The sequence below is a fragment of the Legionella nigrisilvae genome (assembly GCF_977063395.2).
Window position 1 is genome coordinate 232,420 of the sequence record NZ_CDRUGZ020000011.1, and the last position, 17,146, is coordinate 249,565.

The following is a 17,146-nucleotide window of genomic DNA, read 5'->3' on the forward strand; positions in this document are numbered from 1 at the left end:
CAAGTGGCAACAAAAAAGGATTCAACCCACCAAGTTAATAATGATCAAGAAATGAATTAATCAGAGTCAATTCACCAGAGAATGGCACTGTGGCTAAAAGACGAGAAGTAAGTTTTTGGCTTAATGTATCTATATTGGCGGATAAAGCTTGCATATTGGGATCAATGCAATTGGCAATCCATCCCATACATTGAATGTTGTTTGTACGTAAAACCGATTCTGTTAACAATGCATGGTTGATACAGCCTAATTTCATACCAACAACCAAAATAACCGGGATTCTAGTAATCTTCAAAAAATCAATCCAAGTTTCATGATCGTTGAGTGGAACCATTAATCCACCCGCACCTTCAATGAACAAGTTTTCAATACCATCAAGCTGCACATTAAGACAATAATCTGCAATTTCATTAATGCATAACTGAACACCCTCTTCATGTGCAGCAATATGGGGTGAAACAGCCCATCTAAACCGCCAGGGATTTATTACATCCAAACTAATACCATTTTTTTGTAAATATTGTGCATCACTACTTATCAGTTGATCTTCTATTTCCATGCACCCACTTGCTACAGGTTTAATTGCGGCTGAGGATGAGAAATAATTGGCCAAACGTGCTGTAACATAGGTTTTACCACAATCCGTGTCAGTACCTGTGATAAAAAAACGTTTCATTTAATAAATCCTCGTAGTTCGTCAATAAATAAATCTGTATGGGATAAAAAGGGCATGTGTGCAGCTCGCTTAAATAAAACAAGATGAACATTGGGGTAGACCAATTGCATGAAATTCATTGTTTTAATCGGTACAATAGGATCTAGTCGACCAAATATAAAGCATGTTGGCTTACTGAACTGCTTTAATTCTTCTCGCAAATCCCAAGATTCTAAACTTTTAAGACCTAATTCCAGCCCCTCTTGAGAGGGCAATTGGTTAGGTAAAGGTGGAAACTCCTTATTAGCTGTTAATCCATTGAGCTCTAGAAATTCTTTTAATGTAGCATGTGGTTCTTCTGATAATCTTTTATAAAAATTTCTAAAAACTTCTGGAGATACCCCTGGCCATAGCTCGCTATTTAAAAATCGTGGTGATGAAGTAATATTAATAAGATAATCGACCCTATCCGGTTCCTCTGTTGCCAAACGCGTTGCATATAATCCGCCCATAGACCAACCAATTAATGCAAATTTTTCGGGCAATTGATTGACTAAGCGCGTTTTAAATAAATCCCAGTCCATTATTGTGGTATAACCAAATCCTGGCAAATCAACGAGGATAAGTTGGTAATGCATGAGAAGCTTGGGTATTAATGGTGACCAGATCTGACTGTCAAATCCCCATCCATGAAAAAAAACAAGCGGGTATCCTTCTCCATAACTATGGATGTTTATGTTCATAAATTTCACTTAACTGATTAAATAACTCATGAATTTGCTCCGGAGTATGATCGTAATTCAAAATAATACGTAATCCCGATGCTTTGACACTCACGGTAGGCTTTCTTATCGCACAGCAACTTATCCCCCGTTTCTTTAATTCGCGAGCATAATGCAAAGCTAAGTGAGGACATCCTAATTTGAGTTGCTGAATTGGACTAATAGAATCAGTCCAATTTAAAGGGGATTGTTTCACGTACGTTCTAAATAAGGCTATTAGTTGTCCTAATTTTGAACGTCTGTCTTCTGCCTTGACTACCAATTCCAAAGTATTCAATAAACCATAACTTAAAGCAGGACTTACCGCAGTCGAATAGATAACGGAACGGCCCGCTTGCAATAAAGCATAAATCCAGTCTGCTTTTCCAGCAACAAGGGCACCTTGCGCCGCATAAGCTTTGCCTAATGGAATTATTCGTAATGGGACTTCATTTTGAGTCAACTCATGATAGTCTGTCGCCCCTCTTCCCTCGCCGCCTATAATCCCAAAAGAATGCGCCTCATCTACTAAGAGTGCGCTTTTATTCGCATGACACATTGAAGAGAGCTTTACCAAAGGGGCCAATTGGCCGCTCATACTAAAAACTCCTTCAGTGATTAACGCCGAACTTTTAAAATCACTAGTTAATTTACCGCTTAAATCATCTAAATTATTATGCAAATAACGGGTATAGTTTACATGCGATAATGCTAAGCCATCATAAATTGAAGCATGAATTTCCTTATCAATAAAACAATGAACGTTTAACTTTCCTAATAAGGCTGTAACTGCGAGATTTGCCGCATATCCCGAAGAAAATAAAATGCAATCGTCTACGGCTAGTAAATTGGCAAATGCTTCTTCAACAGCGCGGTGATTGGGATGATAGCCGCTCAGTAACATCGAAGCCCCACTCCCACTAGGGTATATAGCATAACCTCGTTGGTATCCTGCAGAGATACGTTTATCTCTTGCCAAGGATAAATAATCATTGCTGTCAAAATGAATTAATGAGGAATCCTCAGCCGTCACTAGTCTATTTCTTAATAAACCTTCTTGTGCCAGCTGATTAATATAATCTTTAATTTTATAACTTAGAGGCATTTAAACCATCTCAGTTAAACCAAGTTTACTAAAAAGCTCCTTATCTTTTGTACGTCGAGGATTCTCTTCAGTTAACAACTTATCTCCAAGAAATACTGAATTCGCACCTGCAAAGTAACAAAGGGCCTGTAATTCATCACTCATTTCAGTCCTTCCAGCCGTCAGTCTAATGACACTTTGAGGCATTATTATCCTGGCAGTAGCTATGGTTCTTACTAACTCAATACCTTCTACTGGTTGAGCTTTTGCAAGAGGTGTTCCTTCTACAGGTATTAGACGATTAATTGGTACACTTTCAGGCGGTGTTTCCATGTTTGCTAAAGTGAATAAAAACTCAATTCGGTCTGCACGTGTTTCACCCAAGCCCAAAATACCACCACAACACACATTCATTCCGGCAGCTCGAACATTATTTAAGGTATCCAATCGCTCACTAAATTTGCGTGTTGTAACTACTTTTTCATAATAAGAAGGTGATGTATCAATGTTGTGATTATAATAATCCAAACCCGCTTCTTTTAAACTGGCAGCCTGCTCTTGATTTAACATACCTAAAGTCATGCAGGTTTCAAGCCCTAAAGACTTTACTCCCTTAATCATTTCCTGTAACTCACCCATCGCCTTATCCGGAGGACAACGCCAGGCAGCTCCCATACAAAATCGTTTAGCCCCACCTTCTTTTGCCTCTTGAGCGGCTTTTAATACATCAGTAACTGACATTAACTTTTCTTTCTCAACATGAGTTTTATGATGGCCGCTTTGAGAACAATAACCGCAATCCTCGGGACATGCTCCAGTTTTAATACTTAACAATGTAGCGAATTGTAATGAATTTGGTTGATGGTATTCTCTATGTACCGTATGTGCTTGATGTAGCAAATCATTAAAGGGTTGTTCATAAAGTGCTGTAATTTCAGAAACAGCCCAGTGCTTCTTAACTTGAGTCACAACATTACCTCCTAATCAAGGATATTAAGTGAAGCGAAAGCACCTAACTTCGCTGCAATTTTGTGTCGTATTTATTTAATTTAGGTAACGGACATGATAAAGTCCCAACCCATCTTGTCAACCAAAATTTTAAAAATGGTCAACATCAACCAATTAATTAGTAGAGATTTGAAACATTTTTGGCATCCTTGCACACAAATGAAAGATTTTGAGACATGCCCTCCTTTGTTTATTGAAAAAGCTAAGGGTAGTTATCTCTATACCAACAAAGGGCCACTAATTGATGCTATCTCCAGTTGGTGGTGTAAATCTTTAGGTCACGGCCATCCGGCGATTATTGCAGCAATAAAAGACCAAATGAATCGCTTCGAACATGTCATTACCGCAAATACCACACACCCACAACTGGTGGAGCTAGCCGAAGCGTTAACCCAAATTACACAAAAACAACATGTTTTCTTCGCAAGTGATGGCTCTAGCGCCGTTGAAATCGCGATGAAACTTGCAATCCATGCGAATCAAATCAAAGGCCATACAGATAGGAACCAGTTCATTGCTCTTAAGAATGGATACCATGGAGAAACCCTAGGTACAATGAGTATTAGTGATTTAGGTCTTTATAAAGCTCCCTACTCATCGTTTGGTCTTACCTGTCATTATATTGAAAATATACCGTATATCTCGGGGAAAGGAGATCCCTTATGGCACAATTGTGACAACTATTGGCCCATTGTAGAAAAAGAATTGGAAGCAATCAGTGATAAAGTCTGTGCCATCATTGTAGAACCCTTACTTCAAGGTGCGGGAGGAATGTTGTGTTATAGCCCCGATTTCCTTAAACGCTTATCATCCTGGGCTAAAAGCAAGGATATTTATCTTATCGCCGATGAAATAATGACGGGAATGGGTCGCACAGGTAAATGGTTAGCATCAGATCATGCAGATGTTGAACCCGATCTTATTTGTTTATCCAAAGGATTGACCTCCGGATCGATCCCTTTAAGTTGTGTAATGATCGATAACTCAATCTTTGATCTTTTTTATGCAGATTATGGAAGCGGAAAATCTTTTTTACATTCACATACTTATAGTGGAAATCCACTCGCGGTCAGCGCCGCATTAGCAACCATTCGCGTCATGCAGGAAGAACAAATCCTCGAGCAAGCTCAAAAGTTAGGTGAATACATGTTTGCAGCCTTAACTGAAGTAGCCCAACTCTCTGGTAAATTAAGTAATGTTCGAGGAATTGGAGCCGTAGTAGCAGCGGATCTAGAAGGCACTGAAGATGATCGCATAGGCAATAGTGTTTATCAGCAAGCATTAAACCATGGAGCTTTAATAAGGCCTATAGGTAAAACGCTTTACTGGCTACCTCCATTAAATACGCAACATGAAGTAATTGGGAAATTAGCGGAAATAACACTACACTCTATAAAGGGAGCCTATCTAACGCCGTAAAACATGCGAAAAATATACAGAAACATGGCATTTATTGTTTACAAGCGATTGAGGCTAGTCTGGATATTTTTTACCATTTTTTTACTTTTAGCATTTTCTTATATTAATTGGTATAAGAGTGTTTCGAATTTTTTTAATTATATTACAGACATAACCCATAAACGAGCTCAAAATATTGATCGTTTTATCAATGATGTGTTTCTTGAAATAAATAAAATACCTACGTATCAAAAGAACAATATAAATTGTAAGAATGATTTTGATCCTTACTTACAACAGATTATTATGAATTATCCCCAAGTCTCTGGACTTATGATTTATGACACCAGGCACCAGATTTCGTGCTCTACATTACCCCAAAACCAAACGTTTAATCTAAGTCACGACAACAGTCGCTCACTTATAGGTCCATTAAAAGTCCCTATGTTTATTCATCCTATCTACCTGATTCAAAAAAAAATAGGTATTTATCAAATAAAAATGATCCTCTTGTCTCCCGTCCTCAATGAAGAATTGAATATTTCAGAAAATGGAATACAAACGATTACGTTATACGATGTGAATCAGAAAAAAGAACTTATCCGGATTCAAAAACCAACTAATAGCTCTTGGATGGATAAATTACCCATTTTTACAGAACAAATATTTGCCAGTGCTCCATTAAATACTCTTAATGGCATTGAACTTACGGTCGAAGGACCTGATCAAACTTTAATTAACAACCTTTTGCATAATCAAATCCTGCTGATCCTTGATATTTTAACATTCACAGTTTTATTATACCTTTTGATTAAAAATAAATTTAACAAATATTATTCATTGCACGGCGCAATAAAACAGGCTATTAAAAGTGGACAATTTTATCCTGTTTATCAACCATTATTTGACACTCAACGTAATACCTATTCTGGGGCCGAAGTATTATTAAGATGGCAAGATTATAGTAATGAGATCATTATGCCTGATCTGTTTATAGAGGAAGCTGAAGATACTGGCTTAATTGTCCCTATAACCCTACAAATTATTGAAATAGCGTTTAAAGAAGCTAAAAACATTTTGGATAGCCAGCCCAATTTTCATCTGTCATTTAATATTTGTGCACTCCATTTCACTGATAGTCAATTTTTTCCTCAATTTTATAAACTCGTGCGTCACTATTTGATTGAACCCAAACAAATATTATTAGAAATAACAGAGCGCTCTTTACTTGATATGAATAACGAAATTTATATCAACAGACTCCAAGAGCTTAGAAACATTGGGTATTCCTTAGCTATAGACGATTATGGAACAGGGCATTCAAGTATCAGCTATTTGCAATACTATCCTTTTAATTATCTTAAGATCGACAAATTATTTATTCATGCAATCGGTACAAAAGCTATAGCTGAAACATTAAATGATGCAATTATTCATTTAGCAAAAAAAATTAATCTAACTATTATTGCAGAAGGAGTAGAAACAGAAGAACAACTGAATTATTTATTACAAAACGAGGTTAGACTTATACAGGGCTGGTATTTTTCTAAAGCTTTACCTGTCGAAGATTTAGCTGACCTGCTTCAAGGAGAAACAAATGAATAAACACATAAGATGTTGTTTTTTTCTTGTTCTAGCTGTTCCACTTTCAAGTTTTGCTGAATCAATAACCCTCGAAGATAATTACTGGCAATGTTCCTCTCAGGATGCAACCCAGACTAAATGGACGACCCAAAGTGCTTACCAAAAGGTAGCTTTAAATCTTTCTTACTCTGAATGCAAAAAAAAGAGCACTGCCCCTGCTTCGTGTAAAACTTCTAAAGCCAGTTGTGTTCGATTTATTCATGGTGCCGATGTAACGCCTATGTGGCGATGTACCGCTTTAGATAGAGAAGCTTTTAGATGGAATAGTAATCTTTACCCTACACGAGATGATGCGGCATTAGCTTCCCTGGCGTATTGTAAACACAAAAGTCCCGTCCCTTATACATGTTATATTAATGTAGTAACATGTATTAATAAAAATGAGATTTAAAGAATATGGTTTATTGTGTTGGATTAACAGGCGACATAGCGAGTGGAAAAACTACCGTTGCTGAACTTTTTTCGAAATTAGGCATTAAGGTAATTTATGCTGACATAATATCAAGAGAACTTACCAAAAAGAATGAACTAGCCTATAACAAAATCGTAGAACATTACGGGCACAGAGTTTTAAAACAAGATGAAGAGTTGGATCGAAGTAAACTAAGAGAAATAATATTTGCGAATCATCAAGAACGGTACTGGCTTGAGCATCTTCTACATCCTCTTATCCGCCAAGAAATAGAAAAACAAGTTGATACCTGTACGACACCTTATTGTATTGTTGAGATTCCTTTGCTTATTACAAAACAATCCTACCCTTATATCAATCGAATTTTGCTTGTCCGCGCGCCAAAGGAAATACAAATAGCACGATTGATGCAACGGGATAAATGCAGTACAGAACAAGCCCTGGCAATTTTATCCGTGCAACCAGATATTAATATTCGTCTCAAAAGCGCAGATGATCTTATTGAAAATAATATGGAGATTGACGAACTGACTAAAGCGGTAAATGATTTACATGATAAATACCTATGGGAGGCAAAAAATAAGATGTAACAAATATTTCTCTCTAATTCAACTGATAGAAAGCACGTGTTTTTCTGTCAAATTATACGATCAATGAAAAAGGAATTTAGTAATCAATGAAATTAATTACTTTAAATTTGTGGGGCGGACACCTACGAAACCCTTTATTAGAATTTATTAGCCAACATCATGAAATCGATATATTTTGCTTTCAAGAAGTATATAACAACGCTCATCGTACTGTAACCGAAGAAGATAGAGAACTTAGTCTCAATATTTTTTCTGACCTACAGCAGCTCCTTCCTAATCATTTTGCTATTTTTAAACCCGCTGTAGAAAATATCTATGGAATTGCGATGTTGTTGAAAAACGATATCGATATTTTAGGAGAAGGAGATATCAATATTCATCAAAAACAACATTATCCAGGAATAGGGTTAAACCACCCTAGAAATTTGCAATGGGTCGAATGTGAAGTAGGGAAAAAAATTTACTCCATATTGAATGTTCATGGACTCTGGAATGGGCAAGGAAAGAAGGATACCCCAGAACGAATCAATCAATCACAACGGATTCGCCATTTTATGGATACCATCAATACACCTAAAATATTATGCGGTGATTTTAATTTAAAACCAGATACAAAAAGCATGCATATTCTTGAGCAGGGAATGAATAATCTCATAAAAATTCATGACGTAAAGTCAACAAGGACTCGTTATTACAAAAAAGAAGAAAAATTTGCAGATTATATTCTGACTTCCCCAGATATTACTGTGAATGAATTTTGTGTATTAAGTGATGAAGTATCGGACCATGCTCCGCTGTATATTGATTTTAATTAAGGTGTACTCATTGACCTGCTTTAAGAAATTGTAGCTGAGGGAACCCTATAGAGGATTCCATCATAAAGCTTCTCTGCAGCATAAATAGTTCTGTACGATTGCAATTACTCTATGGTTTGCTTCAGGAAACTGTTCGGGATTGAGTTCATGCTGATGAACCCATTTCATAGCCAACTGTCCTTCCTTACATGAAGGGAGACCAACAAATTGATCAACAAGAAAAATATTTAATTTTACTTCTTTATCGGAATATTGGTGATTAATTTCTCCCAATAATTTGTATTGCAAAATATCTAAGCCAACCTCTTCCTTGATTTCTCGAACTAATGCAACTCCTGGAGACTCACCAGTCTCTAACTTACCGCCAGGAAACTCCCAGCATCCTCCATGCGGAACATGGAAAGGACGCTGGGTTATCAAGATACGCTGCTGTTCATCAACAATAACTGCTACAGCAACTTCTATATTCACGCTAAACTTCCATGGCATGTTTTATATTTTTTACCCGAACCGCAGGGACAAGGATCATTTCGACCAATTTTCTTTTCATGCCTTTTGTAGGTTTGTGTCTGAATTCCCTCTTCCTCATTTTCATCAACATAATTACCGTGTTGCAAGTTCATCTTACTCACTTGCTCAGCTCGGCGCTGCTCTTCAACGGCATTTACATCTTCTTCAGTTTGAATTTCAACTGAGGAAATTAAACGAGTTACATCATATTTTAAAGTATCAAGCATCGTGGTAAACAAGGCAAAAGCTTCTTTTTTATACTCTTGTTTTGGATCTTTTTGGGCATACCCACGCAAATGAATTCCTTGACGCAGTTGATCCATTACCGCTAAGTGTTCACGCCATTGATTATCCAAAGTTTGCAAAATCACTGATTTTTCAAACTGAGACATTGTAGCTCTACCTGCTTGTTTTACTTTTTCATCATATCTTTTTGCCGCAATGTCAAGAATCTTATCCTTGATTTGCTCTGGTTGGATATGATGATCTTCTTCAATCCATTCAAGCACTGGAGCCTTAAGTTTGAACTCATCAGCCAGAACATCACTTAAAGATTTTGCATCCCACTGATCTTCCAAACTTTGTGGAGGAATATAGGTATCAACAAGATTTGATATGACCTCCTCTCTCATCATATTGACCATTTCTTCAGTATCTGTCATATCCATGATTGAGGCACGTTGCGTATAAATAACCTGTCTTTGATCATTAGCCACATTGTCATAATCCAACAACTGTTTTCTAACATCAAAATGATGTCCCTCAAGTTTCCGTTGAGCATTCTCAATCGCTTTGGTAACTAAACTATGCTCAATAGGCTCCCCAGGCTTCATTCCTAAACGACGCATCATCGATGCAACACGATCAGAAGCAAATATACGCATTAAATTATCTTCAAGTGATAAGTAGAAACGACTGCTTCCCACATCACCCTGACGACCTGAACGACCCCGTAACTGATTATCGATTCGGCGTGATTCATGACGCTCGGAACCTATAATTCTTAATCCACCAGCAGCAATTACTTCATCATGACGTTTCTGCCATAACTTTTTAACCGCATCTATTTCTTCGGCACTCGCTGTTTCCGGCAATTGAGCTAAATCAGCAGACAAACTTCCTCCCAAAACAATATCTGTTCCTCGACCAGCCATATTTGTAGCAATGGTTACGGCACCTGGACGACCTGCTTCAGCAATAATCTGGGCCTCTTTTTCGTGAAATTTGGCATTGAGAACTTGATGCTTGATATGTTCTTTTTTAAGAAATTGACTTAAAAATTCAGAAGCTTCAATCGAAACAGTACCCACAAGAACAGGTTGCTTTCGGGCAATACATTCACGGATGTCTGCTATGACCGCTTGGAATTTATCTTGTTGCGTTAAATAAACCAGATCCGATTCATCTTTTCTTACCATCGGTTTATTGGTTGGAATGACCACTACATCAAGATTATAAATTTGCTGTAATTCATACGCTTCAGTATCCGCGGTTCCAGTCATACCGGACAATTTATTATACATACGGAAAAAATTCTGGAATGTAATGGAAGCAAGAGTTTGGTTTTCATTTTGAATCCCAACACCTTCTTTCGCTTCAACAGCTTGATGTAATCCTTCAGACCATCGTCGACCAGGCATTGTACGACCAGTATGCTCGTCAACTATAATAACCTGTCCATCCTTAACGATATAATCCACGTCTCGATGGAACATCGCATGAGCTTTTAATGCAGCATTCACATGATGCATTAACATAATATTACTAGCATGATACAAACTTTCACCCTGGTCCAGAAGTTTTGCTTTAACCAGCAATTCCTCTATATGTTGATGACCTGTATCAGTAAGATGCGCCTGCTTTTGCTTCTCATCAACAGTATAATCCCCTTCACCGCCCTCTTCTTCTTGTTTCTTCAAATGAGGAATCAATGTATTAATTTTGATATATAGTTCGGAACTATCTTCAGCCGCACCCGAAATAATCAAAGGTGTACGTGCCTCGTCAATTAAAATAGAGTCTACTTCATCCACTATGGCAAAGTTCAACTCGCGTTGTACCTTGTCTTCAAGACTAAATGCCATATTATCGCGTAAGTAATCAAAACCATATTCATTATTCGTTCCATAAACAATATCGCAACGATAAGCTTCTTGTTTTGCTGAATGGGACATATCCGGATAAATCACACCTACAGTTAAGCCTAAAAACTCAAATATAGGTTTCATCCATTGACTGTCGCGTTTCGCGAGATAATCATTCACAGTTACAACATGTACACCGCGGTCAGTAATTGCATTCAAATATGCAGGCAAAGTTGCTACCAGTGTTTTACCTTCCCCAGTACGCATTTCAGCAATGTTACCTTCATGCAGTACCATCCCACCAATTAATTGCACGTCAAAATGGCGCAGACCTAAAGTCCGTATAGATGCCTCTCTTACTGTAGCAAAAGCTTCCGCCAACATTTCATCAAGGCTTTCACCTTCTGCAAAACGTGCTTTAAAATGCTGGGTTTTTGCAGCCAACTCAGCATCTGTCAATGCTTTCATTTGTGGTTCAAATGCATTGATTGCCATTACTGCCTTTTCCATACGCCGCAATGTACGCTCATTTCGGCTTCCAAACATTTTCTTAATCAACGTATTCAGCATGGCCTAAATAATCCTCTGGAGATTTCAAATAACAAATTCGTTAATGTACTAAAATTTGGGGAAAAATACCACGAATACCTTATAATTTAAGAGAATCTTCATGATATAACTTGGATGATGAGAAAAGTTTCTGGCGAAACAGACAACCACGATATGATTTTCCACAATTCATATCATAGTATACAATATTTTAAATCAAATAATGCATATATCTCGATATATCAAGATAATGCAATTTAGTTCACTTATAATTCCTCTGCATGCAGCTCAATTTCCTTTAAATACTCTCTTAATTCACTAAACAAAGTAAGATTTTTGGTCTGCATAATCAGCATTAGTTTTCTTTTCCATTGACTTGCACCCGGTAATCCAAAAGCTAAATTGAATACGGGCTTAATCAATAAACTTAAAGAAGCCCCTTTTTTATATTCTTCCTTTAAATAATCCAGATAACGATTAAATACTTGACTGCGTGTACTTGTTTGGATTTCTGGATAAAGTTCATGATGTATTTTTGCTATTTGAAAAGGGTTATCACATGCTAAACGACCGAGCATTACTCCTTCAACAATTTGCAGATGTTCACTAATCTCTTTTATATTTGATATATTACCATTGACTATCACAGGAACGTCCGGTATTTCTTTTTTAAGTCGATAAACATATTCATAGTTAATTGGTGGAATTGTTCGATTTTGTTTAGGGTTTAACCCATTGAGCCAAGCCTTTCGGGCATGCACAATTACTTTCTGCACTCCAGCCTCAATCAACTGATGGACAAAGTCACTAAAAAACTCATAACTGTCTTGATGATCGATCCCGATTCTGGTTTTTGCAGTAATGGGTATAGTAGCAACTTGCCGCATCGCCTTAAGACAAGCTACAACGTGTTTTGGTTCCCGCATTAAGCACGCGCCAAAACGTCCCGCCTGAACTTTATCACTCGGACAACCCAGATTAATATTAATCTCGTTATATCCTTCTTGCTGGGCGTATTGAACACATTGAGCTAAGGCTTTGGGGTCTGACCCTCCCACTTGTAGCGCTATGGGATGTTCTATTTCACTAAATTGTAAAGACCGCACCGGATTATTCTGGATCGCACCAGTAGTTTGCATTTCTGTATACAAAAGTGCACTAGGAGCCAGAATTCGCATAAAAATCCGAAAATGGCTGTAAGTCCAATCAATCATTGGAGCAATAGATAAAGGGGATAGCAAAATGTCTGACACTATTATTATTCAAATAAAAAAAGAGCAATTATAACCTGATCTGAAACTTTGCACAAAAATATAACTGAAAATCCCTGAGTGCAGTAAAGCGAAACCCGGGATTAAATATGGGTTCCCTGAGCTGCATGAGGCTACTTTTTATACCTATTCTTGATTTACAGCATTCATTGCTTGGATTAGTAATTGTAACCGTGTTCGACCTTGATAAAAATTGATATCCAACTTATAAGCTGCATGTACGTATTTAACTCTATGGTTTGGCCAAGATTTTAAGTCCACATTAAACGCGATCGCATCCACTTGTTGATCGCCTTGTGTTGTCACTAAAGTCATTTTTAAATGATTTTTCCCAACCAACCGTTGATCCAGAATCTCAAAAACATTATCAAAAACAGGTTCAGCAAATTGCTGGCCCCAAGGACCAGCTTGCTGAATTAATTGAGCAATTTCAAGACTGAACTCTTCAGGCTGTAAGGGACCATCAGTCAGTAACTCACCTTCGCATTGCGACAAATCGATGTGTTTGCTCACTTCACAAACCAGAGCCTCTCGAAATACTTTGAGAGAACGCGGATGAATACTCAGGCCGGCAGCCATAGCATGGCCACCAAATTTATTAATAAGTCCAGGATGATCCTTATCTATTGCTGCCAAAACATCCCTAATATTTAAATCAGCAACCGAACGTGCTGATCCTTTCAACTCATCGTCACTTACTTCTGCAAAAGCAATAACTGGACGATGATAACGCTCTTTCATTCGTCCTGCTAAAATTCCAATTACCCCTTGATGCCAGGTTTTATCAAAAAGACACAAAGCAATAGGTAAGTGCGTACTGTTGTATTCAGCATTTAGAGCAAGTTTTTCCAAGGCAAGCATGGCCTGTTCCTTCATTTCGGTTTCAATTTGCTTCCTTTCATCATTCAATTCATCTAACTGCTGACAATAATTTCTAGCTTGTTGTTCATCAGAAGTAATTAAACATTCAATACCCAAAGCCATATCATCCAATCGCCCAGCAGCATTGAGTCTGGGTGCAATAGCAAACCCCAAATCAGACTCTCTAAGTCGTGCGCACTCACGTCCAGAGACCTCAATTAAGGCTTTAATCCCTGCACGGCAAAGACCTTGACGTATTCTTGCCAGACCTTGATTTACCATGATGCGGTTGTTTTGGTCCAGTCCAACAACATCCGCTACTGTCCCTAAAGCAACTAAATCCAAAAAACTCGCCATATTGGGTTCGGTAATATTCATCTCACGAAACCAATTCGTACTCACCAAATGTCTTCGCAAAGCCAACATCACATAAAAAATAACTCCAACACCAGCAATCGATTTACTAGGAAATTTACAATCTCGCTGGTTGGGATTTACGATGGCACAAGCATTTGGAAGAATTTCAGCAGGCAGATGGTGATCCGTGATTAAAACATCGATCCCTAATTCATTTGCCCTTTGTACACCTTCAATACTAGCAATTCCATTATCCACAGTGATTATTAACGCGGGATTCCATTTGCTTGCCACTTCGACTATTTGTGGAGTTAAACCATAACCAAACTCAAAACGATTAGGGACTAAATACTCTACAAACGAAGCACCCATAGAGCGTAATGCGGTAATTGCGAGGGCTGTTGAGGTCGCTCCATCGGCATCAAAATCTCCTATGACTAAGATTCTATGCTGTTCACGCAATGCTTTTTCCAAACGTAGACACGCTTTATCGATCCCCATTAGGCTATCAAAAGGCAATAAAGCTTGGAGTTGTTTATCCAATTGAGAAAGCTCAGTAATCCCTCTGTTTGCGAATATTCTTCTTAGAACGTCGGGTATATTAGGTAAATCCAAAAGTTGTGATGCTCTGGGGCGTTGTTTAATAAGCATGAATTAGTTTTCTCCATAAACGAACATACCAACTATCTGCACTTATAGAATAAGCCTCATTGTTCCAATACCAATCAGTACACATCTCCTTCAATTCTTTTTGATGTGGTTCACTGAGCACAGAATAGTCAGTAAGCAATAGAATCTGATAATTATTCAGTGTTATTGATGGGCTATATAAAGAAACTTGAGAACTACATAGTTGTGCTAATGAATAAAAATGCTCGTCAACACAAATGCGTATCGGCATTTTATCCTTAAGTTTTGCACTACTCCACGTCCATAATCCATTAGCCAAGGATTGATTAGGCTTAGATGCAAAAAGCATTTGGCTTTCAGTAATAAACTTTTGCCAATACATCGTATTATCCAATTGTGCTAATTGGGGCATTAATGATTGATGCAATAAATGATGGGGTGGTTTTGCATTCAGCGCGTTTTTTTTGTTATTAATTAACCAAGTTTCTGAATTATGGTAATAAAGAGAGACACCTTCTTTTGCCAGATAGTCTGAGAATAAAAGAAACCATGATTTCGCTTCAGACTCTTCAAGATGCAGTTCACTCCCCAAAGCAACAATCATGGCATCATTATGCGTTGCTTCCCAATAAACTGGTGTCAATACAAACCACTCACCTTCTAAATTATGATGTTGTCTTAATAAGTCAGCATAAGGTGGATTCGTAGAATCATAGCCAAGACACAGCAAAAAATTGAGTAATACATTCCCTTCTGAATTTAGAGGCTTGGCATACTCAGGAATCGAACTGCATTCCGAGTTAATCACAACATGCATATTTGTTCTGCCTTAATCAATCCATCTCTACGAAACAATGCTTTTAAATTTCTTAGTGCTTGACGCATTCGATCTTTATTTTCTATTAAACCGAAACGAACATGACCATCACCCTGTTGTCCAAAACCGATTCCAGGAGACACAGCAACATGAGCTTCTTTTAATAAGTATTTACTAAACTCAAGGGAACCCATATGTTGATAATGAGCAGGAATGGGTGCCCAAACAAACATAGTTGCCTTGGGACGAGCGACTTCCCAACCCATCTCATTTAAGCCATCGCAAAGAATATTACGTCGCTTTTCATATAGAGCTCTAATTTCGTGGACACACTCATCAGGGCCGTCTAATGCAGCAATCGCTGCAACTTGGATAGGCGTAAATGTGCCGTAATCTAAATAAGATTTAATTCGAGTAAGTGCTCCGACTAACTCTTCATTTCCGCAAGCAAATCCAACTCGCCACCCTGGCATATTGTATGACTTAGACATAGAATAAGTTTCAATTGCTATATCTATTGCTCCTGGAACTTGAAGTATTGAAGGAGCTTTATATCCATCAAATACGATATCAGCATAAGCTAAGTCATGAACCACCCAAATTTCATGTTTTTTTGCTAATGCAACAATTTTTTCGAAAAATTCATAATCTACACAATGTGTACTTGGATTTGCAGGAAAATTAATTACTAATGCTTTAGGTTTAGGTAAACTGCGATTAATCGTATCTTCTATTGAAGCTAAAAATTGAGTTTCATTTATAAGCGGGACTTGTTTTACGTTCGCTCCCGCAATGATAAATCCATAGGTATGAATAGGGTATGCGGGATCGGGAACTAAAATCGTATCCCCCGGGCCACTTATCGCTAGTGCCAGATGAGCTAGACCTTCTTTCGAGCCAATGGTAGCTAATATTTGTGTTTCACTATTTAAATGAACATCATAATTCCGTTGATACCAGGAGGCCATAGCACGTCTTAGCCTTGGAATGCCTTTTGACATAGAATATCGATGAGTATCTGGTCTTTGCACCGCTTCAATGAGTTTATTCACAATATGTGGAGGAGTTGGCTGATCAGGATTTCCCATACCAAAATCAATAATATCCTCTCCACGAGCCCGCGCTTCAGTTTTTAGTTGAGTTAATGTATTAAATACATAAGGTGGCAAACGATTGATACGCGGAAATTGACTCATAATAGTGACCTCTGTGATATACTTACAGCCATTTATAATTCATTGAATCATCCTAAACTATGAAGATCAATTTAGAATCCGCAGAACTACATGCAGTGCAAGCTTATAGTGATAACAAAATTCAGATTAATTCCATTGTTTATGAACGCAGTTTAATTGTTTCTAAAACAGAAATCATTAGTGATCTGCCAATTAAAAACATTGAAGAAATTGATGAACACTATATGAATTTATTAACGCAATTTAAACCGGAAATCATCATCATTGGCCATGAACATACCGGAAAACTCCTGTCCCTGTCAATTATGAAACATTTTGCAGATCAAAGAATAGGTATAGAATGCATGTCTATAGGTGCTGCGTGTCGTACCTATAATGTTTTATTAAGCGAGTATCGTGCTGTTATTGCAGGGTTTATTTTTAAATAAGAATAGATGTAGCCTGGGGATGCACAGTGGAGTTCGATTTTTGAATAGGAACGATCTCCTAACTTCAGGTCGCACC

General features: G+C 37.7%; 16 protein-coding genes. 6 read left to right on the plus strand and 10 right to left on the minus strand.

All coding sequences use genetic code 11. The features are described 5' to 3' along the window. Positions 1-34 precede the first annotated feature (34 nt). From bioD to bioB, 4 genes are read right to left on the minus strand one after another with little or no spacing between them, the layout of a single operon-like run. Positions 35-676 carry a dethiobiotin synthase gene (gene bioD, locus ACWTE2_RS01055; RefSeq protein ID WP_454783792.1) on the minus strand — a complete coding sequence of 214 codons (642 nt, stop codon included), beginning with the start codon at positions 674-676 and terminating at the stop codon, positions 35-37. Continuing rightward, entirely contained in the window at positions 673-1,398 is a 726-nt protein-coding gene (locus tag ACWTE2_RS01060) for an alpha/beta fold hydrolase (protein ID WP_454783793.1), read from the minus strand. Before ACWTE2_RS01060 ends, bioD begins: the two co-directional genes overlap by 4 nt. Further along, on the minus strand, positions 1,379-2,521 hold the full coding sequence (locus ACWTE2_RS01065) for an aminotransferase class I/II-fold pyridoxal phosphate-dependent enzyme (RefSeq protein ID WP_454783794.1): 1,143 nt from the start codon (positions 2,519-2,521) through the stop codon (positions 1,379-1,381). The genes ACWTE2_RS01060 and ACWTE2_RS01065 overlap by 20 nt, the downstream gene beginning before the upstream one ends. Beyond that, positions 2,522-3,469 carry a biotin synthase BioB gene (gene bioB, locus ACWTE2_RS01070; RefSeq protein ID WP_454783795.1) on the minus strand — a complete coding sequence of 316 codons (948 nt, stop codon included), beginning with the start codon at positions 3,467-3,469 and terminating at the stop codon, positions 2,522-2,524. It abuts the gene before it with no gap. Between the two features lie 135 nt (positions 3,470-3,604). Between bioB and bioA the strand changes: the two genes are divergently transcribed. From bioA to ACWTE2_RS01095, 5 genes are all read left to right on the plus strand, one after another. Continuing rightward, the gene (gene bioA, locus ACWTE2_RS01075) at positions 3,605-4,927 is read left to right on the plus strand and encodes an adenosylmethionine--8-amino-7-oxononanoate transaminase (protein ID WP_483099541.1); all 1,323 of its coding nucleotides are present in this window, start codon (positions 3,605-3,607) and stop codon (positions 4,925-4,927) included. A 24-nt stretch (positions 4,928-4,951) separates the two neighbouring features. Then, the gene (locus tag ACWTE2_RS01080; RefSeq protein WP_454783797.1) at positions 4,952-6,511 is read left to right on the plus strand and encodes an EAL domain-containing protein; all 1,560 of its coding nucleotides are present in this window, start codon (positions 4,952-4,954) and stop codon (positions 6,509-6,511) included. Then, entirely contained in the window at positions 6,504-6,941 is a 438-nt protein-coding gene (locus tag ACWTE2_RS01085; RefSeq protein WP_454783798.1) for a hypothetical protein, read from the plus strand. The genes ACWTE2_RS01080 and ACWTE2_RS01085 overlap by 8 nt, the downstream gene beginning before the upstream one ends. 5 nt (positions 6,942-6,946) lie before the next feature. Continuing rightward, positions 6,947-7,552 carry a dephospho-CoA kinase gene (gene coaE, locus ACWTE2_RS01090; protein ID WP_454783799.1) on the plus strand — a complete coding sequence of 202 codons (606 nt, stop codon included), beginning with the start codon at positions 6,947-6,949 and terminating at the stop codon, positions 7,550-7,552. Positions 7,553-7,638: 86 nt separating this feature from the next. Then, positions 7,639-8,367, plus strand: coding sequence for an endonuclease/exonuclease/phosphatase family protein (locus tag ACWTE2_RS01095; protein WP_454783800.1), 729 nt, complete (start codon positions 7,639-7,641; stop codon positions 8,365-8,367). A 60-nt stretch (positions 8,368-8,427) separates the two neighbouring features. On the opposite strand, the gene mutT is transcribed toward ACWTE2_RS01095, so the two are convergent. From mutT to alaC, 6 genes are all read right to left on the minus strand, one after another. Further along, a complete protein-coding gene (mutT, locus tag ACWTE2_RS01100; protein ID WP_454783801.1) occupies positions 8,428-8,838 on the minus strand; it encodes an 8-oxo-dGTP diphosphatase MutT in 411 nt (136 codons plus the stop codon). After that, entirely contained in the window at positions 8,835-11,531 is a 2,697-nt protein-coding gene (gene secA, locus ACWTE2_RS01105; protein ID WP_454783802.1) for a preprotein translocase subunit SecA, read from the minus strand. Before secA ends, mutT begins: the two co-directional genes overlap by 4 nt. A gap of 245 nt (positions 11,532-11,776) precedes the next feature. After that, a complete protein-coding gene (gene dusA / locus ACWTE2_RS01110) occupies positions 11,777-12,763 on the minus strand; it encodes a tRNA dihydrouridine(20/20a) synthase DusA (RefSeq protein WP_454783803.1) in 987 nt (328 codons plus the stop codon). A gap of 144 nt (positions 12,764-12,907) precedes the next feature. Further along, positions 12,908-14,650, minus strand: coding sequence for a single-stranded-DNA-specific exonuclease RecJ (recJ, locus tag ACWTE2_RS01115; RefSeq protein WP_454783804.1), 1,743 nt, complete (start codon positions 14,648-14,650; stop codon positions 12,908-12,910). Beyond that, positions 14,640-15,446: a hypothetical protein gene (locus ACWTE2_RS01120; RefSeq protein WP_454783805.1), complete on the minus strand. Its 807-nt coding sequence runs from the start codon at positions 15,444-15,446 to the stop codon at positions 14,640-14,642. The genes recJ and ACWTE2_RS01120 overlap by 11 nt, the downstream gene beginning before the upstream one ends. After that, complete coding sequence (gene alaC, locus ACWTE2_RS01125) at positions 15,434-16,642, minus strand: alanine transaminase (RefSeq protein ID WP_182390734.1); 1,209 nt, start codon at positions 16,640-16,642, stop codon at positions 15,434-15,436. The genes ACWTE2_RS01120 and alaC overlap by 13 nt, the downstream gene beginning before the upstream one ends. Before the next feature lie 59 nt (positions 16,643-16,701). On the opposite strand from alaC, the gene ACWTE2_RS01130 reads away from it, so the two are divergent. Beyond that, positions 16,702-17,070, plus strand: a complete 369-nt coding sequence (locus ACWTE2_RS01130) for an Mth938-like domain-containing protein (protein WP_454783806.1) — start codon at positions 16,702-16,704, stop codon at positions 17,068-17,070. Positions 17,071-17,146: the final 76 nt, after the last annotated feature.